Annotated in this window: 16 protein-coding genes; 4 read left to right on the forward strand and 12 right to left on the reverse strand. The window is 45.0% G+C overall.

The annotated features are described in order from the left end of the window. Positions 1 to 602 precede the first annotated feature (602 nt). From L1D23_RS18660 to dusA, 7 genes are all read right to left on the reverse strand, one after another. A complete protein-coding gene (locus L1D23_RS18660; protein WP_004743371.1) occupies positions 603 to 1,379 on the reverse strand; it encodes a phosphoadenylyl-sulfate reductase in 777 nt (258 codons plus the stop codon). Beyond that, a complete protein-coding gene (gene cysI / locus L1D23_RS18665) occupies positions 1,372 to 3,108 on the reverse strand; it encodes an assimilatory sulfite reductase (NADPH) hemoprotein subunit (RefSeq protein WP_239870239.1) in 1,737 nt (578 codons plus the stop codon). Before cysI ends, L1D23_RS18660 begins: the two co-directional genes overlap by 8 nt. After that, positions 3,108 to 4,967 carry an assimilatory sulfite reductase (NADPH) flavoprotein subunit gene (locus L1D23_RS18670; RefSeq protein WP_239870273.1) on the reverse strand — a complete coding sequence of 620 codons (1,860 nt, stop codon included), beginning with the start codon at positions 4,965 to 4,967 and terminating at the stop codon, positions 3,108 to 3,110. The genes cysI and L1D23_RS18670 overlap by 1 nt, the downstream gene beginning before the upstream one ends. A 126-nt stretch (positions 4,968 to 5,093) precedes the next feature. After that, a complete protein-coding gene (locus L1D23_RS18675) occupies positions 5,094 to 5,324 on the reverse strand; it encodes a hypothetical protein (protein WP_239838676.1) in 231 nt (76 codons plus the stop codon). A gap of 146 nt (positions 5,325 to 5,470) precedes the next feature. Further along, complete coding sequence (locus L1D23_RS18680) at positions 5,471 to 6,145, reverse strand: TIGR04219 family outer membrane beta-barrel protein (RefSeq protein ID WP_239870276.1); 675 nt, start codon at positions 6,143 to 6,145, stop codon at positions 5,471 to 5,473. A gap of 90 nt (positions 6,146 to 6,235) precedes the next feature. Then, positions 6,236 to 6,445: an envelope stress response protein PspG gene (gene pspG / locus L1D23_RS18685; protein WP_006963183.1), complete on the reverse strand. Its 210-nt coding sequence runs from the start codon at positions 6,443 to 6,445 to the stop codon at positions 6,236 to 6,238. 170 nt (positions 6,446 to 6,615) lie between these two features. Continuing rightward, positions 6,616 to 7,617 carry a tRNA dihydrouridine(20/20a) synthase DusA gene (dusA, locus tag L1D23_RS18690; RefSeq protein ID WP_239870296.1) on the reverse strand — a complete coding sequence of 334 codons (1,002 nt, stop codon included), beginning with the start codon at positions 7,615 to 7,617 and terminating at the stop codon, positions 6,616 to 6,618. A 996-nt stretch (positions 7,618 to 8,613) separates the two neighbouring features. Between dusA and L1D23_RS18695 the strand changes: the two genes are divergently transcribed. The 4 genes from L1D23_RS18695 (at position 8,614) to L1D23_RS18710 (ending at position 14,392) form a co-directional block, all read left to right on the forward strand. Further along, complete coding sequence (locus tag L1D23_RS18695) at positions 8,614 to 9,651, forward strand: two-component system response regulator (protein ID WP_239870299.1); 1,038 nt, start codon at positions 8,614 to 8,616, stop codon at positions 9,649 to 9,651. Positions 9,652 to 9,672: 21 nt separating this feature from the next. After that, positions 9,673 to 13,290, forward strand: a complete 3,618-nt coding sequence (locus L1D23_RS18700; RefSeq protein ID WP_239870301.1) for a response regulator — start codon at positions 9,673 to 9,675, stop codon at positions 13,288 to 13,290. A gap of 166 nt (positions 13,291 to 13,456) precedes the next feature. Beyond that, positions 13,457 to 13,915 (forward strand): zinc uptake transcriptional repressor Zur, encoded by a 459-nt coding sequence (gene zur / locus L1D23_RS18705; RefSeq protein ID WP_239838671.1) that lies wholly within the window; start codon positions 13,457 to 13,459, stop codon positions 13,913 to 13,915. 15 nt (positions 13,916 to 13,930) lie between these two features. Then, positions 13,931 to 14,392 carry a chemotaxis protein CheX gene (locus L1D23_RS18710; RefSeq protein WP_006963190.1) on the forward strand — a complete coding sequence of 154 codons (462 nt, stop codon included), beginning with the start codon at positions 13,931 to 13,933 and terminating at the stop codon, positions 14,390 to 14,392. 49 nt (positions 14,393 to 14,441) lie between these two features. On the opposite strand, the gene cysC is transcribed toward L1D23_RS18710, so the two are convergent. The 5 genes from cysC to cobA are packed head-to-tail and all read right to left on the reverse strand — an operon-like array spanning position 14,442 to position 20,081. Beyond that, positions 14,442 to 15,059, reverse strand: coding sequence for an adenylyl-sulfate kinase (cysC, locus tag L1D23_RS18715; RefSeq protein ID WP_239870317.1), 618 nt, complete (start codon positions 15,057 to 15,059; stop codon positions 14,442 to 14,444). A gap of 10 nt (positions 15,060 to 15,069) precedes the next feature. Further along, on the reverse strand, positions 15,070 to 16,794 hold the full coding sequence (locus L1D23_RS18720; protein WP_239870727.1) for an SLC13 family permease: 1,725 nt from the start codon (positions 16,792 to 16,794) through the stop codon (positions 15,070 to 15,072). Between the two features lie 23 nt (positions 16,795 to 16,817). Then, a complete protein-coding gene (cysN, locus tag L1D23_RS18725; RefSeq protein ID WP_239870320.1) occupies positions 16,818 to 18,230 on the reverse strand; it encodes a sulfate adenylyltransferase subunit CysN in 1,413 nt (470 codons plus the stop codon). Positions 18,231 to 18,247: 17 nt separating this feature from the next. After that, positions 18,248 to 19,180 (reverse strand): sulfate adenylyltransferase subunit CysD, encoded by a 933-nt coding sequence (gene cysD / locus L1D23_RS18730; protein WP_227495665.1) that lies wholly within the window; start codon positions 19,178 to 19,180, stop codon positions 18,248 to 18,250. Between the two features lie 34 nt (positions 19,181 to 19,214). Further along, positions 19,215 to 20,081 (reverse strand): uroporphyrinogen-III C-methyltransferase, encoded by an 867-nt coding sequence (cobA, locus tag L1D23_RS18735; RefSeq protein ID WP_239870730.1) that lies wholly within the window; start codon positions 20,079 to 20,081, stop codon positions 19,215 to 19,217. Positions 20,082 to 20,229 lie beyond the last annotated feature (148 nt).

Below are 20,229 nucleotides of genomic sequence, written 5' to 3' on the forward strand. Positions count from 1 at the left end.
AGCGAGCGTTCAATCTGAGCCATGATCAAACTCTTCAATTTAAGATTTTGTTCGGCTCAATGAATACTGAACATTACATAAAGTAATGTTTGAATTGACTGTGCTGAATCCGAAGATTCAATGGTCACTTCGTATCATTGAAACCTAATTTGATACCGAAGTATCGAATTGGATTATCATCAACGAGTGCCCACACAGATTGATAGGTTTATATTGTTAAAGAGCTTCTCTTCTTGTGGCTCTCACCACTTCGGAAGAGGCGGCCATTCTAGCGTTTTAAGTTTTAGTGTCAACCACTTTTTCAAACTTTTTTCTTAAGCGTTTCTGCTTAGCTAGTTAACCTGTCGATTTAGCTTGGACCCTTGTGAGCCCTTGCCCTGTCGACGAGGAGGCATTATAGAGATAGCGCTCACATTGGCAAGCGTTATTTTGAAAAAAATGCAAAAACAACGTTTAACAGGCTAACTTTCGCCCAAAGCCTTATTTATCCAACTTTACCCCAATTAAGCCAACAAAATATTCACAGAGTTATCCACAATCGCTGTTTTTCACGCAAAAAAGGCCGCTCTCGCGGCCTTTTTATCTATATATAGAGGGAAAAACTAAATCCCCGAACCATCTTGCTCACTATCGTCTTCGTGAAGACCACATTCACGCTTCAATCCAAAGAATCGAGTTTCTTCTTCACTCATACCTGGCTCCCACTTTTTGCTTGTATGGGTATCACCAACGGATAGATAACCTTCATCTCTTAGGGGATGATAAGAAAGTCCGTTTTGCTCTAGGTAATAATGAACATCTTTATTCGTCCAATCGATCACAGGCAAGAACTTAAACACACCATTTTGAATCGATAAGATTGGTAAACTTGCTCGTGATTTAGATTGCTCACGACGTAAACCTGAGAACCAAGTTCCTACTTCAAGCTCATCTAAAGCTCGCCTCATCGGTTCGACTTTATTTAGTTTGTTGTATTTCTCTATTCCCTCTATACCTTGTTCCCACAATTTTCCGTAACGCGCTTCCTGCCAGTTAGCACTTTCTTTTGCGCGATAGACCTTAAGGTTTAGCGTCAACTGCTCACTCAGCTGATCAATAAAGCGGTAGGTTTCTGGAAACAGATAGCCAGTATCAGTCAAGATAACGGGAATATCAGGCTTTTGCTCAGTAACTAGGTGCAACATAACCGCTGCCTGAATACCGAAACTAGAAGAAACAGCGAACTGACCTTCAAGGTTTTCAAGTGCCCAAGCCACTCTTTGCTGTGCTGTTAGCTGCTCTAACTCTGCATTAATTTGACCAAGCTGGAGTATCTGTTCCGTCTTAGTTAATGAGAGAAGTTTCGCTAACTGAGGTTTAGAAGCGACAGAATCAAGCATGTAAATCCCTCATCGATACTTTTACCTCTTGGATGATTCCAGCACGAATTGCAAAATCACCAAACCCTTCACCCGTTTCACGTTCTTGCGCCCAACGACCAACCAGTTGATCGACCTCTTCAAGAATCTGCTTATCGGTAATGTTCTCTTTGTACATCTTTGGGATGCGTGTACCCGCTCGGTTACCACCTAGGTGGAGGTTATAACGTCCGGGAGCTTTACCGACTAAACCAATTTCAGCCAACATAGCGCGGCCACAGCCATTTGGACAGCCTGTCACACGTAAAATGATGTTGTCTTCTTCTGGTAAACCGTGCTTTTCAAGGATAGCTTCTACATCAGTGACAAACTGAGGTAAAAAACGTTCGGCTTCAGCCATCGCAAGTGGGCAAGTTGGGAAAGCGACACACGCCATTGAGTTTTTGCGCTGTTCACTCACACTATCATCAATTAAACCGTGTTCGCGGGCAATCTTCTCGATCTTGGCTTTTTGGCTTTTAGCCACACCAGCAACAATTAAGTTTTGGTTGGCCGTCATGCGGAAGTCACCTTTATGGATCTTGGCAATTTCAGCAACCCCTGTCTTAAGAGGCTTACCCGGGAAGTCCAGTAGACGACCATTTTCGATAAACAGTGCTAAGTGATGTTTACCATCGATACCTTCAAACCAACCGATACGATCGCCACGGTCAGTAAATTCATAAGGTCGACTTTCAGCAAATTTAATACCAGCGCGCTTTTCTACTTCAGCTTTAAACACATCGATACCGACACGATCTAAGGTGTACTTGGTTTTCGCATTCTTACGATTCGAACGGTTACCCCAGTCACGCTGAGTGGTAACGACTGCCGCTGCAACATCAAGCGTTTTGTCTAGCGGAACAAACCCAAAGTCATCGGCACGACGGGCATAAGTGGAAGTATCACCGTGGGTCATTGCAAGACCACCCCCAACTAACACATTAAAGCCCACCAGCTTGCCATTCTCACCAATCGCCACAAAGTTAAGATCATTTGCATGAACATCAACATCGTTCTGTGGAGGAATCACAACCGTGGTTTTGAACTTACGAGGAAGATAAGTCTTACCAAGGATTGGCTCGTCACCTTCTGTTGTCTCTACTTTCTCGCCATCCAGCCAAATTTCGGCGTATGCCTTAGTCTTAGGTAGTAAATGCTCACTGATTTTCTTCGCCCACTCATAGGCTTCTTGATGTAGCTCTGACTCAATTGGGTTAGTCGTACACAAGACGTTACGGTTAACATCACCCGCTGTGGCAATCGAATCAATACCAATACTGTTTAGGGTTTGGTGCATCAACTTAATATTCGGCTTAAGAACTCCGTGAAACTGAAAGGTTTGACGAGTCGTCAGGCGAATACTGCCGTAAAGAGAGTGCTCAGTCGCGAACTTATCAATCGCTAGCCACTGATCCGGTTTGATAATGCCACCCGGCATACGAGCACGCAGCATGACATTATGTAGCGGCTCAAGTTTTTGCTTTGCACGTTCATTACGAATGTCGCGATCATCTTGCTGATACATACCGTGGAAACGAATCAACTGAAAGTTGTCGGCAGTAAAACCACCTGTAATTCTGTCTTGTAGGTCTTGCTCAATGGTACCGCGTAAGAAGTTGCTTTGCGTTTTTAGACGCTCGTTATCAGAAAGCTTTCCTAACTCTTCGCCTAATACAAGCTGCTTATTATTCTCAGTAGAAAAAGTCATTAGTACACATCCCTTTGATAACGTTTCGCTTTACGTAGTTCATTGATAAATTCTTCCGCATCATCGCGTGATAGCTGACCTTGTTGCTCCGCAACATGAATCAAGGCTTCGTGCACATCTTTCGCCATGCGTGTTGCATCGCCACACACATAGAGGTAAGCGCCTTCTTGGATCCACTGCCAAACTTGTTCAGCGTTTTCCAGAATACGATGTTGCACATAAACTTTCTCTGCTTGGTCACGGCTGAATGCCACATCAAGACGATTTAGCACTCCAGACTTAAGGTACTTCTGCCACTCCACCTGATAAAGGAAGTCTTGCGTAAAGGTGCGGTCACCGAAGAACAGCCAATTTTTACCTTCAGCATCTCGGTTATCTCGTTCTTGAACAAAGCTGCGGAAAGGTGCGATACCTGTACCTGGGCCAATCATGATCATTGGGGTATTGTCATCTTGAGGTAGCTTGAAGTTATTGTTGTGCTCAACAAACACTTTCACTTCACCACCTTCTTCTAAACGATGAGAAAGGAAGCTAGACGCGCCACCAAAACGCTTTTCACCTCCCTTGTTATATTCAACAACGCCTACTGTAAGATGGACTTCTTCATCCACTTCACTTTGACTAGAAGCAATAGAATAGAGGCGAGGGGTCAATCGGCGCAGCAATCCAACAAGTTCCTCAGCGGATAGTTTGGTTTTCTTTTCCGCCAGAACATCAACTACTTGAGTGTTAGTTGCATATTCTCGTAACTTGTCTTTATCTTCCAATAACTTGAGCAATTTCTTGCTACCTGATAGCTCTGCAAACTTGCTCACAAGCTGGGGGTTTGCAGAAGTGATTTCGTACTTACTTACCAGCGCACTGTGGATGGAAATACTCTCACCATCAACATCAACACTTTCAACACCAGACAACCCAACTTTCGCCAGGATAGCATTTGCAAGAGCTGAGCTGTTTTCAAACCAAACCCCAAGGGCATCTCCGGGCTGATATGTTAAACCCGAGCCTTCAAGATCGATCTCTACGTGGCGTACATCTTTGCCTGAATCACGCCCTGTAATTTTTTGGTTCGTAAGCAGCGTCGCTGTATAAGGATGTTGCTTGTTATATGGAGAATGACCTAGTGCAGCCTGACCCACTGGAAGCTGTACAACCTCAGCCTCAGAATTAGAAGAGAGCGCTTCTTTGACCTTCTCTAGCGCTGCTGCCCGCCACTCAGCGGCGAGCGCTTCATAGTCCACATCAAGATCGACTCGTTCAATAAACGATGTCGCGCCAAGTTTAGATAGGTAAGAATCGAAATCTTTACCTGTCTGACAGAAGAATTCATAACTCGAGTCACCCAGACCAATCACACCGTATTTCAGGTTGGGTAATTTAGGTGCCTTCTTAGACTGAAGGAATTCATGCAGCTCAGTCGCATTATCTGGAGCTTCACCTTCACCGTTGGTGGAGGCAACAATAATGACGTGCGTTTCCTTCGCCAGATTTTTTCCTTTGTAATCGCTAGCATCAAACAGCTCGACAGCTATGCCTTGAGCTTTTGCTTCTTGCTCAAGCGCTTCAGCAACGCCCTTGGCGTTCCCCGTCTGAGAGGCAAAGATAATAGAAAGCTTGCCTGCTGGTTTTGCAGCTACAGCCGCAGCAGCCTGACTGATAGGTGCTGCAGCGCCTGCTGTTTGAGGTTGAACTTGTGATAGCCCCCAAAAATAACCACTGACCCACGCCAACTGTTGAGGTGACAGTTCTGAGACGGTTTGTTGTAGCGTATCCAGTTGTTGATCATTTAAAGGAGAAGCGACTGACGGTAATTCTTGTGGTGTGTTTCCTTGAGAGGACACGTTCTTGTTTAAAGACATGGTCTCGACATCCCTATTCATTGCGTGATGATAGATTAACCACTCCCTTTAATAACAAGAAAGAATAGAAATGAATGTTTTATAACTTTTGGAATTAAAGAAAGCCGAAAGTTTAAGCAGGCAAGCTTACTTCGCCTCAACGCGTACCTGTCTGAAACCGACAGCCATCGCAGACTTTGATGCTAGATCCAGATCCAAATAGTGACACTCTTCCCCATGGGAGTCGGTTAATAACACAAAGCCACCGCGAGCGTGGCGAAACTCGACAATCCATGTTCCTTCCTGAGCTGAAGGTTCGATGATGGCTTCAACTAACTGATTTTCTCGGTAAAGATTTCTAAGCTCATTGATAGTCATGAGAATCCTTCTCTAAAATTATTGATAAGAATCCTTAATAAGCATGGCCGAAAGACAAAAAACTGCTAAAAGAAAAGTGAAAATATAACTAATAGGCATAAAAAAACGCTGCGATATTACGCAGCGTTTTTAGAAAAATAATTCCGTTAGAAACTGTATTCAGCACCGACGAAGAAGCCGTTCGCCATCATGAAAGGTTTGCCTAAAGTACTCTCTTCCAACGTAGGTTTAAACTCATCGGACTCAAGATCAATAACACGATACCCTCCTCGGAAGGTGAGCGTGGAGTTATTCAATGGCATTCGATACTGCATACCCGCCATCAGGTCGGTGCTCTTAATACCACTGCTATCACCAAAGTTCATTTCACCGATAATATCAAAGTTCGTGTCTGGCACTGTGATTTCCGCGTAACCATAGAAGGCCCACAGCAACTCATTAAAATCTTTAGTTTGGCCTGTTTCTGCATTCTTGTACTTTGTATTACTCATATCACTGAACGTAATACCAGCATCAAAATGCATCAGCTCATGTTCCATCACTTGGTAATATAACGTGAGATCAAGCTTATCAAACGCCATAAACTCATTATCAACACTGGTGGTTCTGATTCGTGCATTCGGCACATATTTGATGTCGTGCTCGATCGCCGCATAAACGCTTGGAGTGACTTCTTTATCACGGCGGATTTCATTGACTTCTGTATCTACCCACCATGCTTCAGCCCCAACTTTTGCAACGACAGAACTTTCTGCCATTGCTGCTGAACTTGCCATCGATAGCGCAGCGGCAGTGATCACTGCCAATGCAGATCTGTTCATCTATTTTAGCTCCCGAGCTCATTGAGGTTAGAGATATGAGAGCGATAGTAGCACACCCACACAACGATTTATGTCAAATTACTGCGTGGATTAACGATGGCTGTACACGTAGTTTTTAAAGAACCAAATACCCACCGCGATAACAATCAACCACGGAATCAGTTTAATCACCGCACCGACCATGCCGAGTAGCACCATGACCATCAAAGCAAACCCTGCCGCAGCAAAAACCGTGAACATGGTAAGACCTGTCACCAACAATGTTGCAATAAAGACCAATACAAAGATGAGTTCAAACATATCTTTCTCCTTAGTTAGCTTTCACATAGCAGAAAGCAGGCCAAGTTAAAGAAAAACACATAAGTATTTGATTTTAAATAAAATAAAAAGAGACGTCTCTTCAGGTGTCTCTTTTATTGATTTTCTTGATTGGTGAAATAAACCAACTTAATACTATTAAATGGTAAAATTTACACATTCAATTCTTTAGGAATTTTACTCAATGCTGTCTCAACAACCTCAATGCCAGAGCCTGGCTTGTGAGCATTTTCACTGATATAACGACGCCATTGACGCGCCCCCGGCATATTCTGGAACAAACCCAACATATGACGAGTAATATGGCCAAGGTATGCCCCTTTCTCTAGCTGGCTTTCAATGTACGGGTACATCTCTTCCACAACTTGAGTGCGCTTCTTGACAGGCTTATCTAATCCAAAAATCTGCTGATCAACTTCCGCTAGAATATATGGATTCTGGTATGCTTCACGGCCTACCATAACCCCATCAAGATGTCTCAAATGCTCCTTGCTCTCTTCCAGTGTCTTAACACCGCCATTAATGGCAATTGTCAGGTGTGAAAAATCTTTCTTCAGCTGATAAGCACGTGGATAATCAAGCGGTGGGATCTCACGATTCTCTTTTGGGCTTAGACCAGAAAGCCAAGCTTTGCGCGCGTGAATAGTAAATTGCTCACAGCCCCCCTTCTCGGAAACCATTGATACAAAATCGGTCAGAAACTCATAAGAGTCCTGATCATCAATACCAATACGAGTTTTTACCGTCACTGGAACATCCACGACATCGCGCATTGCAGCGACACATTCTGCCACCAGCTGTGGTTCTGCCATCAGACACGCACCAAAACGACCATTTTGCACACGATCAGACGGGCAACCAACGTTGAGGTTGATTTCATCGTAGCCGCGATCTTGCGCCAATTTCGCGCACGTTGCCAAATCCTGAGGGTTTGAGCCACCTAACTGAAGTGCTACCGGATGTTCTTCCTGGTTATAGGCCAGAAAATCACCCTTACCATGAATAATCGCCCCCGTCGTCACCATCTCGGTATAAAGCAAAGTTTCGCTCGTTAGCAGTCGATGGAAGTAGCGACAATGTCTATCCGTCCAATCCAACATGGGTGCAATGGAAAAGCGATTAGCCGCGTATTTACTAGTATTTTCAGGTTTCATAAGGTGTTACTCGAAATCTTATACCACTGCTATGTATGAATATTCACTATCACAACTAATAGCAATTTTTGCCAGAGCGTGAGCTTCAAAGTGGCGTGGTCAAAAATAATCGGTGGATTATACACAGACAAGAAAAAACATTCAGGAAAAGAGTGTCTCAAAGTGAAGGGATAAGCGTTGTGCGGCGCTTTTCGGACTAGACGGTGACAGCATCAATATCGTTGAATTAATGTACCAGTTCTCATGATAAGGGGAAAACAAGTCAAGAATAGAAAGTAAACTTCAAAAAAAATGCTGGCCGAAAATGAATTGAAGGCCAGCACCGTTCCATGAAGCAAATGAAATGATTGACAAATTACCCATAGGGACCTTTATAGTAGTAAAATTAAATATGAGATCAATTTCATATTGGTTTTTTCGTTGTTCATCGCACGATTTTGCGTATTACACCTAGATTTAGAGTCGCGTCCCCACATAAACCACTTCGAATATGTGAACTCAATCATCTTGGATTACATAAGGTCCACGCAAAAAAAAGCTGGCCCTTGGAGTTATCGGCCAGCATAAATATCTGAATTAAATGAAAGATACATGAATGTTACAGTTTCATATCATCCCGTTCAGGGACGGAATCAACCATACGGTAAGAGCAATAAGAGCACAAGTGCATATGCAACTTAATTAAGCAGAAAGCTATGTTTTTACCTATTACACTACTCAGCACACAAATGAACATATATTAACTAACTGAAAACTCTAAACTAGTGTTAATAAAACTACCTACATGTACATCTGAATACATCCCTTTAAGCTTATTTACCAGCAGGCTCACCATTCCTAACCCTGAGTCTGACTTTATCGGCAAACTTGTACATGCTTCACTGTTCATGAATTTGACTCATCTGATTGGTTAATTAACGCTGCAACTATTTATAAATATTCACTATTCTATCTGTTGATACATATTAAGAGCGCATAGTAAAAGGACTTACTCTTATGGTCTCTGAAACATTAGACAAACCCACCATACTGGTGGTCGATGATATTCCAGACAATATCCATACTCTGTCTGGTATTCTTTCCGATGAATTTAAGATAAAGGCAGCCACCAGCGGTGCGAAAGCGCTAAAAATAGCCAATAGCTCTCCACGACCTCATTTGATCTTACTCGATATCATGATGCCAGAAATGGATGGCTATGAAGTGTGCTCGATTCTAAAGTCCAACCCACTCACTTGCGATATTCCCGTGATCTTTGTGACTGCTAAAGCGGAAGTGGTGGACGAGCAAAAAGGCTTTGAGATTGGTGCTGTCGACTACATTACCAAACCTGTCAGCCCGCCCATAGTCAAAGCTAGAGTAAAAACACACATCGCACTGTACGATCAAAATCTAGCGTTATCGGTTCAGGTGAAACAGCGGACCGAACAACTGGAGCGCAGTCGCCTTGAAATCATTCAACGCTTGGGCCGTGCCGCTGAATACAAAGACAATGAAACAGGCATGCACGTTGTCCGCATGAGTCATTATTCACGTATTCTGGCTGAGCAACTGGATGTCAGCAAACGCTGGGTAGAACTGGTTTTTCAAGCTTCGCCAATGCACGACATCGGCAAAATTGGCATCCCTGATCATATTTTAGGTAAACCAGGGAAACTCGATGGTGATGAGTGGGCAGTCATGCAAAAGCACGTCAACTTCGGCGCTGACATTATTGGAGACAGTGATTCGCTGTTGCTGCAAATGGCGAAAGAAATTGCCCTGTATCACCATGAGAAATGGGATGGCAGTGGTTACCCACATGGCACTCAAGGAGAAGCCATTCCTTTAAGTGCCCGAATTGTCGCGATTGCCGACGTGTTTGACGCTCTAACCAGTGAGCGGCCCTACAAGAAAGCTTGGCCTGTTGAAGAGGCAGTGGCACTGCTTGAAGAAGGCGCTGGCGCGCATTTTGACCCCAATTTAGTGCCTATTTTCATCAGCCAACTAGATGAAATCCTAAAAATCAAAGAGTCCTTTAAAGACGAATTTTAAGCGCTTCGGCTAAGGTAGAGAATGAATCAAGTACAAGACTATGCGCTCGATTCTAAGCGCATTCTTACCGGTTTTGTCATTGCCTCTGTCATGTTGCTGGTGGTCGGCAGCATTGGATGGATGAGCCTCAATCAACGCTTTGAGACCGTGGAGCAATATGCTGGTAATGCCCAGCTATTATCAACATTAGATAGCGTGAAAATGCTTGAACAGAGCTATATTCGCCTGCCTCAAGATGAGCTCTCTGATGATATTTACCACCAAATAGATAAAGCACAGGCTTTATCAGAGATCGCCATCGCCAATGGGATTGATGCACAAATTACAGATGCACTTGTCGATTATCGCCAAGATTTTACCCAGTACATCCAACTCAACCAGAGCGAAAACACCACACGTAAGGAAATGACAAGTGTCGCCGAGCAAGCAGCTAATGCCATCGATGCCCTGCAACAACTGCACGAAGAATTCGTAGAAAATGGCATCGTGAGTATTGAAGCGTTGCGCGATCAGGTCGATGAAGATTCTGATAACGCAATACGAGCACACTGGTTAGTCGGTTTAATTGCCAATTCACAAAACCATCAGAAGTCATATGTACTCACTAAAGACCAGCAGGAGCTCAACCAAGCACAGTTTGAGTTGAAGAAAATCGACCAGCTCATTAACTTACTGGAAGATAAACTGACCGAACAAACCAGTATGAACAAACTGACACTGGTTAAAAACGCCAAAAACCGTTATTTAACGTCATTAGTCCAACTAAGAAGCTGGTCCAACATCGGCGACAAACTTCAACAAAGCATTCTCAGCCAAGTCAATCGCTCTGGTGATGAGATGGCGCGCTCAGCCACCGACTTGCGTAACCATCTTCAGGATATCCTCAGAACATCGCAACAAGCGGTTTCTAGCACTCAAATAGCCATCAGTGAACGTCTGGCGGTGAGCTCTAATTTACTCGTTCTCCAATCTTCGATCAGTGAAGCACAACAACTTGATCGCGACTATTCATTATCACTTTCACCAACGCGCCAACAAGCGATTGCTAACCAAGTGAATGATTATCTCGAATATTCTCTGCGTCTTCTCGATAACCTATCAGCTCAAGTGCCGACCGATGAAGAAAAGATCAATGTCGACCAAATACAAACCTTGACTAACAGCTACTACACGCTGTTCAATCAATTAACTTCAGCACGCAGTATTACTTCACAGCAAATCGCTCAGCTAGAAGAAACATACGAACGATTACAATCTTTCATTCAACCTGTCTATCAAGAGCAACTCAATACGGTGGAAAGTTCCGGTGCCATTGCCCGCTATCTGGCTATCGGTGGCGCTATCTTTGTAGTGACCTTACTGCTACTTGGCTTACTCGCCCACAAGTCCCATGCTGCACTAGAACGTTTCGCCGATAAATTGTCATTGGCGAGAGATGAAGCCGATGCGGCAAACAAAGCGAAATCGGACTTTCTCGCCAATATGAGTCACGAAATCCGCACACCAATGAATGCCATTATCGGAATGAGCTATCTCGCCCTGAAAACAGACCTTTCTAAAGCGCAACGTAACTATATCCAGAAAGTAAAACTTTCCGCCGATTCTCTTCTCGGTTTGATCAACGATATCTTGGACTTCTCAAAAATTGAAGCGGGTAAACTGGATATCGAAAACGTCGATTTCCATCTGGAAAATGTTCTCGACAATATTTCTAACCTCGTTGGTTTACGTGCCTCCGAGCGCGGACTGGAACTGTTGATCCATATTGATCGCGATGTGCCCACCGCCTTAGTCGGCGATCCTCTTCGTCTTGGGCAGATCCTGATTAATTTGGCTAACAACGCCGTCAAGTTTACCGAACAAGGTGAAATTAAAATCAGCATCACTCTAGATAAAAAAGAAGGCGACAATATCACCCTCAAGTTCTCTGTGTCTGACAGTGGGATCGGCATGACATCGGAACAATGCAATAAACTGTTTAACAAGTTTACTCAGGCAGATAGCTCAACCACACGCAAATATGGAGGGACAGGTCTTGGCCTGGCTATCAGTAAAGAGCTTTGTCAGCTGATGGGCGGAGATATTGATGTGGCCAGTGAGCAAGGTAAGGGCTCTACCTTCACCTTTACTGTCCAACTAGGCGTTAGTCATGCATTGAAGCAAGAACCATTATTAGTACCGAAAGAACTCGGCCAGTTGAAAATTCTGGTGGTTGATGACAATGCCAGCGCACGATTGATCGTAGAAGACATTCTTCAATCCCTTCAGTTTGAAACCACCTGCGTCACCAATGTCGATAGCGCTCTGGATGAGTTAGAAACAGCGATCACCAATGAACAACCTTATGATTTAGTGATTTCGGACTGGCAAATGCCTGTCAAGGACGGCATCGATTTAGCGGAAATCATGTGGGGCAGACTAGCGGAACCAGCTCAGCCAAAACTCTTAATGCTAACAGCCTATGGCCGCGAAGAGCTAACCGATGCCTTCATCCAGCGCCAGCTAACACCACCATCAATTCTGGATAAACCTGTCACCTCCTCACATCTTTTCGATGCCATTGTGACGCTATACGGCGTTGAAGGCAGTCGTGTCAGCCGAAGCGATGTAGAAGAGCAGACACAGCTCGCTAATGCTCAACAACTGGCTGGCGCTCAGTTGCTGCTCGTCGAAGACAATGAGATTAACCAAGAGCTGGCCACTGAACTGCTTGAAGGCCAGCAAGTTCATGTCATGGTGGCTGAAAATGGGCAGGTTGCTGTCGATCTCTATAAGCGCCATAACTTCGATGGCATCCTGATGGATTGCCAAATGCCTGTGATGGATGGTTATGAAGCCACGGAGTTCATTCGTCAGAAGCTCGACGACCCACACATCCCCATTATCGCTATGACGGCTAACGTTATGGAGCGAGATAAAGAAAAAGCCAAAAATGCAGGCATGAATGACATTATCGCTAAGCCTATCGATGTTGGCGCTATGTTCAGTACCCTAGCAAAATGGATTACACCTAAACATCCGCAACAGTTAGTGATGGCAAAGGGGCAGCCCACCAAGCAAGTCCCCGACATTACTGGACTCGATATAACATCGGGATTGACTCGTGCCAGCGGGAATGCAGATTTATACATCAGACTCATTCTGCGTTTTGCCAGTACTTATGCCGATCCCAAAGCGGTAGAAATTGCCATCTCTGATCCAGACAGCACGACACGACAACGCAATATTCATTCTTTGAAAGGCGTTGCTGGTAACATTGGAGCAACGACCCTGCATGAACTTTGTCAAGAACTCGAACAGGACAGCAAAAATCGAGACTTACGCCAGCGTGTCATCAAAGTACTGGCTACCTTAGTCAACAATATCCATTCCAGTCAGCTAACGAGTGAAAAGCCAACTCCCTCTTTAACTGAAGAGACGTTCAGTGAATCACTATTTAACCAGCTCAAGCAGGCCGTGGATGAAAACGACACCCACGCCCTTTCGATCATAAACGATATCACTTCAAGCTCATTAGTTGGGTTATCTGAATCTGATTTTACCCAGCTCAACAGCGCCTTGGAGGAGTTTGATTTCGAATTAGGCCAGGAGATTTTATCCAACAGAGCGCACAAAGTCAGTAATGCCAATGCGCCGTAACAGTATCGTTTTATTAACAGATAAGGTAACTTATAGCACTTAAAGCAGATCCAGTTACCGTAACCGCAATTAGATAGGTTAACTCACTGACTGTCTTATCAGAAAATACCTCTTGATAAACGAAATCCATCAAGAAATGGTATATTATTACTAAAGTCCAATGGTTATGGTGAAAGATTTGGACCACAAGCTAATAAAGCAGATTGAAGAAATGTGTGCATCACGAGGGGTTAGACTAACGCCTCAAAGAAAAAGGGTTTTTGAGCTCATTTGTTCAAGCCCCAAAGCATCAAGCGCATACGAGTTATTGGAAGAGCTAAAAAAGAGTGAACCGCAAGCGAAACCACCAACGGTGTATCGCGCACTCGACTTTCTTTTAGAGCAAGGGTTTATCCATCGTGTTGAATCGACCAATAGCTTTATTCAGTGCAGCTCTTGTAATGCTCATAAGCACTACTCACATTTACTGATTTGCGATAAATGCAGTAATGTTATTGAACTCCAAGATGAGAGCTTGATAGCTTTACTGGAAAATAACGCAGAAAAACATGGCTTTACGATCACAAACCACGTGATTGAATCTCATGGCATTTGTCAGTCATGTTCAAATGAACAGACGGAATAAGAATAGAAGAAGATTATGCGCGCTGAATTTGTAAACCCGTTTTTAGCTTCTCTGATGAACGTTCTAAAAACGATGGCTTCTCTGGAATTGAAGCCACAGAAACCTCGAGTAAAAAAAGATGAAATTGCTCGCGGTGATGTTTCAGGTTTAATTGGGATGGTAGGTCAGCAGACACGCGGTTCTATGTCTATCACATTTGATGAAAATCTGGCTCTAGAAATTATGCAAAACATGTTAGGTGAACGCCCTAACGGTTTGAACGACGAAATTACCGACATGGTGGGTGAAATCACTAACATGGTCGCTGGTGGTGCAAAACGTATCCTTTCCGAAAGCGGCTTCGATTTCGATATGGCAACGCCAATCGTAGTATCAGGCAAGGGCCACACCATCCGCCACAAATGTGAAGGCGCGATCATCATCATGCCATTCACATCTCAATGGGGTAACGCGTTTATCGAAATTTGTTTCGAATAACTCGCCCCTGACAGATAAAGAAAAAGCTTCCTTGGGAAGCTTTTTTGCTTTATGCGATGATGTTTCTCTGCTTAAGCGCGGTTAAGCAATCCTCCACCAGCGCATCGATGGATTTCTCACCCGCAAGCAAGTCAATCTCAGGGGCTAGTGGCGCTTCATACTCAGAATCAATCCCAGTGAAATTAGCGATCTCTCCCGCGCGAGCTTTTTTGTATAGCCCTTTAGGATCACGCTGTTCACACACTTCCAATGATGTATTGACGAAGACTTCCAGGAACTCTCCGTCTGGCAATAAATCTCTTACCAGTTGACGCTCAGCACGATGCGGGGAAATAAAAGCCGACAAAACAATTAAGCCCGCATCAGCCATCAGTTTGGCTAACTCACCAATACGTCGGATGTTCTCACGGCGATCCTGCTCAGAGAAACCAAGATCACTACACAAACCATGACGCACATTGTCACCATCGAGTAGATAAGTGTGATAGCCCTGCTCTGCCAGTTTGTTTTCCAACGCTCCTGCAACCGTCGATTTCCCTGCGCCAGATAAACCTGTAAACCAAAGCACAACCGGTTTTTGTTGCTTTAGTTTGGCTCTGAAAGCCTTATCAATATTATGCTGATGCCAAACAATGTTTTCATCTTTGGTCGGCGTTTCCGTGGTCATAATTATGTCCTTAAAACGGGAAAAATTGAGGGATCAAAGCCAATACCAGCACCGAGTAAACAATGGATACTGGAATACCGACTCTGATGTAATCTGCAAGCTTATAGTTACCTACGCTGTAAACGAGTAAGTTAGTCTGGTAACCATAAGGTGAAATAAAGCTGGCACTGGCACCAAACAGTACCGCCATAATGAATGGCATAGGGTCGACGCCATAGCCAATTGCCATACTGTAGCCAAGTGGAAACGCGAGCGCGGCAGCTGCATTATTGGTCACCAGCTCGGTCAGTATTAGAGTAAACAGGTAAGTCGCTACCAAAGCGCCAAATGCCCCCCAACCATTGAAGGTTTCCATAAACATCGCGCCCAATGTGGCGGATAAACCAGAGGACATCATCAGCTGGGCGATCGATAAAGCAGAGCCGACAATGACAACGATATCGACAGGAAAGCGACGTCTAAGCTCTCCCATCTGAATCACGCCGAAAAACATCGCCGCAAGAAGAAATACCGACAAGCCTTTAATCAATGGAACAACATTCAGCAAAGCTGCACCAATCACGCCTGCAAACCCAAGTAGTACTAGGCTTGATTTATTCGCATCTAGACGAGCACTCGAATCCAGGTCATTGACTAAAACAAACTCTTTGCGGTGCGCCTTACGCTCCTGCTCGAAGCGTTTTCCCGGCGCTAACACCAAAGTATCACCGGCATTGAGTTCTATGTTACCCAATCCACCCTGCAATCTTTCGTGGCCACGACGAATAGCGACGACAACCGCATCAAAGCGATCACGAAAATGGCTGGACTTGAGAGTCTTATTGCAGAAGCTAGCCGAAGAGCTCACCACCACTTCAACAAAGCTCTGGCCGTTGAGGTGATGTTGACCAAACAGCGTCAAGCCTTGAATTTCCTGAAGTGTCGCAACGCTTTCGATATCACCACAGAACAACAAGCGATCTTTGGCCTGTAAGACAAAATCCGGTTCCACCGATGCCATGGTTTTACCACCACGTATCACTTCCGCTAGGAACAGTTTTCTCAATGCACGTAGGTTGTTTTCACTGATGCTCCGCCCAACCAAAGGCGAACCTGGTTCAACAATCGTTTCCAGAAAATATGGCAACTCTTCCTGATGTTTATCTTCATAGTTTGGCAGTAAGTAACTCAACGGAATCAAGATCAACAAGCCCGCCACCAGTACAGATAACCCGATCATGGTTGGCGTAAAAAAGCCAAGACTTGGCAATCCTGCATCTTCGACAAAGCTATTGATGATCAAGTTGGTTGACGTGCCAATCAAGGTCAGTGTACCGCCAAGGATCGCAGCATAAGACAATGGTATCAGTAGCTTTGATGGTGCATGAGTTTGATTGCGCTTGATGGCGCCGATCAAAGATACCACCACAGCGGTGTTGTTAGTAAACGACGAAAGCAATGCCGTCGATAAGCCCAACTTAGCGACAACAGCGCCAAGCTTACCTGTCGATAAGGAACGGCTGACCCAACTAATCAGCCGTGTTTTTTCCAACGCGCTGGAGGCAAGAATCAGCAACACCAGCGTTAACAGAGAGGAATTGGTAAAGTTAGTGGCAACATCACCAAGTTCAATCATGCCCGCAAGAAACGCTATAAACGCTGCTCCTGCAAATATGAAACTTGGCTTAATTCGTGTTGTGATCAGGCACGTAACGATACCTAACAACACTGCCAACACGAATCCTTGCTGCCACATCATATTCTACCTGCTCCGCTCGGTTAGATTTTCGCATCCCACTCAGGGAAGTGCTTAAGAATCAGAGCTTTTAGCTCGTTTTCAAAAGCCCCCATTCGCTCCTGAGGAGAACGCTGACGCTCAGCCAAGGCATCGCGTACCAAACCCGCACCTACGGTTACATTAGTCAGGCGATCGATGATGATGAAGCCACCGGTATCTTGCACGGCATCGTAATTGTCGATGGCGACCGACTCATTCAATGTCCACTCACACAAACCAATACCATTCAGTGGTAGCTCTTCTGCTTTGTGCATAGACAGGTTGTTGATGTCGTACTGGTGACGAATGGCTTCAACGCGACCTACCGTCTTCTTGCCCGCAATCTTCACATCGTAATCACGGCCGGCCTGCAATGGCTGTTCTGTCATCCACACCACATCAGCAAGCAGTCGGTTACTTGACTCAACTTGAGCATGTTCAAGTACGATCAAGTCACCACGACTGATATCGATCTCATCTTCCAATGTCAGCGTTACCGCAAGGCCCGCTTGAGCTTGCTCTAGGTCGCCATCAAAAGTCACAATACGCGCCACTTTCGAACTCTTACCTGAAGGCAGAGCTTTGATGCGGTCACCTACTTTGACATTGCCTGAGGCAATCGTGCCCGCAAAACCACGGAAGTCGAGGTTTGGACGATTGACATATTGAACAGGGAAACGGAAATCACCCTCTTCTTTGATCTGGTCAACATCGACATTTTCTAGAAGATCGAGTAAAGATGGCCCTTCAAACCAGCTCAGGTTATCACTCGCTTCCACCACATTGTCGCCCTCTAGCGCAGACAGTGGAATGATCTGAATATCGGTTTCGCCTTGTAGATTTTCTGAGAACGACAGGTATTCGTCACGGATCTCTTCAAAGCGTTGTTGTGAATACTCAACCAGATCCATCTTGTTCACTGCCACCACAAAGTGCTTAAGGCCAAGCAAGTTTGAGATGAAAGAGTGACGACGAGTTTGATCCAATACCCCTTTACGCGCATCAATCAAAATGACTGCAAGATCACAAGTCGAAGCGCCTGTCGCCATGTTGCGCGTGTACTGCTCATGCCCTGGCGTGTCGGCAATGATGAACTTACGCTTCTGGGTAGAGAAATAGCGGTACGCGACATCAATCGTGATCCCCTGCTCACGCTCAGCTTGCAAGCCATCAACCAAAAGCGCTAGGTCTGGACGTTCACCGGTGGTACCGACACGCTGGCTATCCGAGTGAACGGCGGCCAACTGATCTTCATAAATTTGCTTTGAGTCGTGGAGTAGACGACCAATCAATGTACTTTTACCATCATCTACTGAACCACATGTGAGGAATCTAAGTAGCGATTTGTGTTGATGCTGAGTCAGGTAACCTTCGATACCAAGTTCAGCTAATTGAGCTTCAACTGCACTGTTCATAATCTTTCCTTAGATCCTTAGAAATAACCTTGTCGTTTCTTCAATTCCATCGATCCCGACTGATCGTGGTCGATCGCACGGCCTTGTCGTTCACTCGATGTCGCAACCAGCATTTCTTCAATAATGCCCGTCAGTGTATTGGCGTCTGATTCGATCGCTCCGGTCAGCGGGTAGCATCCTAAAGTACGGAAACGGACGTTTTTCTCTTCAATCACTTCACCTGGTTGTAGCTTCATTCGCTCATCGTCCACCATGATAAGCATGCCATCACGCTCAACGACTGGGCGCTTATCAGCTAGGTAAAGCGGAACAATTTCGATGTTTTCCAAATAGATGTATTGCCAGATATCCAGCTCAGTCCAGTTGGATAGTGGGAACACACGGATGCTTTCACCTTTGTTGATCTGGCCGTTGTAAGTACGCCATAACTCAGGACGCTGATTCTTTGGATCCCATGTATGGTTCTTGTCACGGAAAGAATAGACACGCTCTTTCGCACGAGATTTCTCTTCATCGCGGCGGGCACCACCAAAAGCCGCATCAAAACCATACTTATTCAACGCTTGTTTAAGACCTTGAGTTTTCATGATGTCAGTATGCTTGGACGAGCCATGTTCGAATGGGCTACATCCCATCGCAAGGCCTTCTGGGTTCTTATGAACCAAAAGCTCAAAGCCGTATTTTTCTGCGGTTTTGTCGCGGAATTTGATCATCTCCTTAAACTTCCAGTCGGTATCGACGTGAAGTAGAGGAAACGGGATCTTACCTGGGTAAAAAGCCTTACGAGCAAGATGCAGCATGACTGAGGAATCTTTACCGATGGAGTACATCATCACCGGATTATCAAACTCTGCGGCAACTTCGCGGATAATATGAATACTTTCCGCTTCTAGCTGCTTGAGATGGGTTAAACGTTCTTGGTCCATGTTAGTGCTTCCTTTGCGGCTCACTGGGAGCGTCTGACAAATTCTAAATAAATGGGCATTACGCGAATTGGCGCTGTTGTAATGGTTCTTGCTGTGTTCCAAACCACGTTAATTTTTCTGATAAAGACACCACTTCACCAATCACGATCAGTGACGGTGACTCAGCATCTTGAGCAAGGGTTGCCAGCTGTGACAGCTGACCTTTAAAAACTTTCTGACAGGATTGTGTTCCGCGTTCGATGATCGCAATCGGAGTGCCTGGTGAGCGGCCATGTTCAATCAACTGACCTTGAATGTATTCAGACTTCATCAGCCCCATATAAATCACAAGAGTCTGATTGCCACGAGCCAGCGTTGACCAGTCCATTTGGTCACTTTCAGCTTTAAGATGACCAGTGATAAACATCGCCGTCTGCGCGTAATCACGATGCGTCAATGGGATGCCGGCATAGGCGGTAGCACCAGCAGCAGCGGTAATGCCAGGCACAACGTGGAACGAAACGCCTGCATCGGCCAAGACTTCCAGTTCTTCACCACCACGGCCAAAGATAAATGGATCGCCACCTTTGATACGCACAACACGATGTCCTTGTTGAGCAAAGTCCACCAGTAGCTGATTGGTTTTTTCTTGGGGAACACTATGATGTCCAGCACGCTTACCAACACAGACTAAAATCGTATCGCTCGGTACTAGTGCCATGATTTCATCGGAGACTAAATAGTCGTAAAGTACAACATCCGCCTGCTGTAAAAAGCGCAGTGCTTTGATGGTCAGCAATTCAAGATCCCCCGGACCGGCACCAATAAGCGCTACTTCACCCGGGGTCAACACACTCTTGCCAATACTCACTGAAGTAACAGCTTGGTCTTGCTCTGCTCGTGGGTTGTTGAGTGGAAATTGAGAAACTGTATCCTTGCTCGCCATCATGTAATTCCTTTCCTATCGCTGAAAGCATTATGGCGCTCTAGATATATTACCTGAAATTCTAAAATTTCATTTTTTATACCTTTTTCTGATAAGACTAGAATGCAATATGGTTAATGCTGAGGTACAGATGAGATCTAACAAGCAG

Origin of the sequence: Vibrio sp. Isolate24 (genome assembly GCF_022398215.1) — a bacterium.
Lineage (GTDB): Bacteria > Pseudomonadota > Gammaproteobacteria > Enterobacterales > Vibrionaceae > Vibrio > Vibrio coralliilyticus_A.

Bases quoted from the DNA above. Each gene is read 5' to 3' on its own strand.
- L1D23_RS18660 (WP_004743371.1), bottom strand. From the start codon at position 1,379: ATGCTTGATTCTGTCGCTTCTAAACCTCAGTTAGCGAAACTTCTCTCA.
- cysI (WP_239870239.1), bottom strand. From the start codon at position 3,108: ATGACTTTTTCTACTGAGAATAATAAGCAGCTTGTATTAGGCGAAGAG.
- L1D23_RS18670 (WP_239870273.1), bottom strand. From the start codon at position 4,967: ATGTCTTTAAACAAGAACGTGTCCTCTCAAGGAAACACACCACAAGAA.
- L1D23_RS18675 (WP_239838676.1), bottom strand. From the start codon at position 5,324: ATGACTATCAATGAGCTTAGAAATCTTTACCGAGAAAATCAGTTAGTT.
- L1D23_RS18680 (WP_239870276.1), bottom strand. From the start codon at position 6,145: ATGAACAGATCTGCATTGGCAGTGATCACTGCCGCTGCGCTATCGATG.
- pspG (WP_006963183.1), bottom strand. From the start codon at position 6,445: ATGTTTGAACTCATCTTTGTATTGGTCTTTATTGCAACATTGTTGGTG.
- dusA (WP_239870296.1), bottom strand. From the start codon at position 7,617: ATGAAACCTGAAAATACTAGTAAATACGCGGCTAATCGCTTTTCCATT.
- L1D23_RS18695 (WP_239870299.1), top strand. From the start codon at position 8,614: ATGGTCTCTGAAACATTAGACAAACCCACCATACTGGTGGTCGATGAT.
- L1D23_RS18700 (WP_239870301.1), top strand. From the start codon at position 9,673: ATGAATCAAGTACAAGACTATGCGCTCGATTCTAAGCGCATTCTTACC.
- zur (WP_239838671.1), top strand. From the start codon at position 13,457: ATGGTGAAAGATTTGGACCACAAGCTAATAAAGCAGATTGAAGAAATG.
- L1D23_RS18710 (WP_006963190.1), top strand. From the start codon at position 13,931: ATGCGCGCTGAATTTGTAAACCCGTTTTTAGCTTCTCTGATGAACGTT.
- cysC (WP_239870317.1), bottom strand. From the start codon at position 15,059: ATGACCACGGAAACGCCGACCAAAGATGAAAACATTGTTTGGCATCAG.
- L1D23_RS18720 (WP_239870727.1), bottom strand. From the start codon at position 16,794: ATGTGGCAGCAAGGATTCGTGTTGGCAGTGTTGTTAGGTATCGTTACG.
- cysN (WP_239870320.1), bottom strand. From the start codon at position 18,230: ATGAACAGTGCAGTTGAAGCTCAATTAGCTGAACTTGGTATCGAAGGT.
- cobA (WP_239870730.1), bottom strand. From the start codon at position 20,081: ATGGCGAGCAAGGATACAGTTTCTCAATTTCCACTCAACAACCCACGA.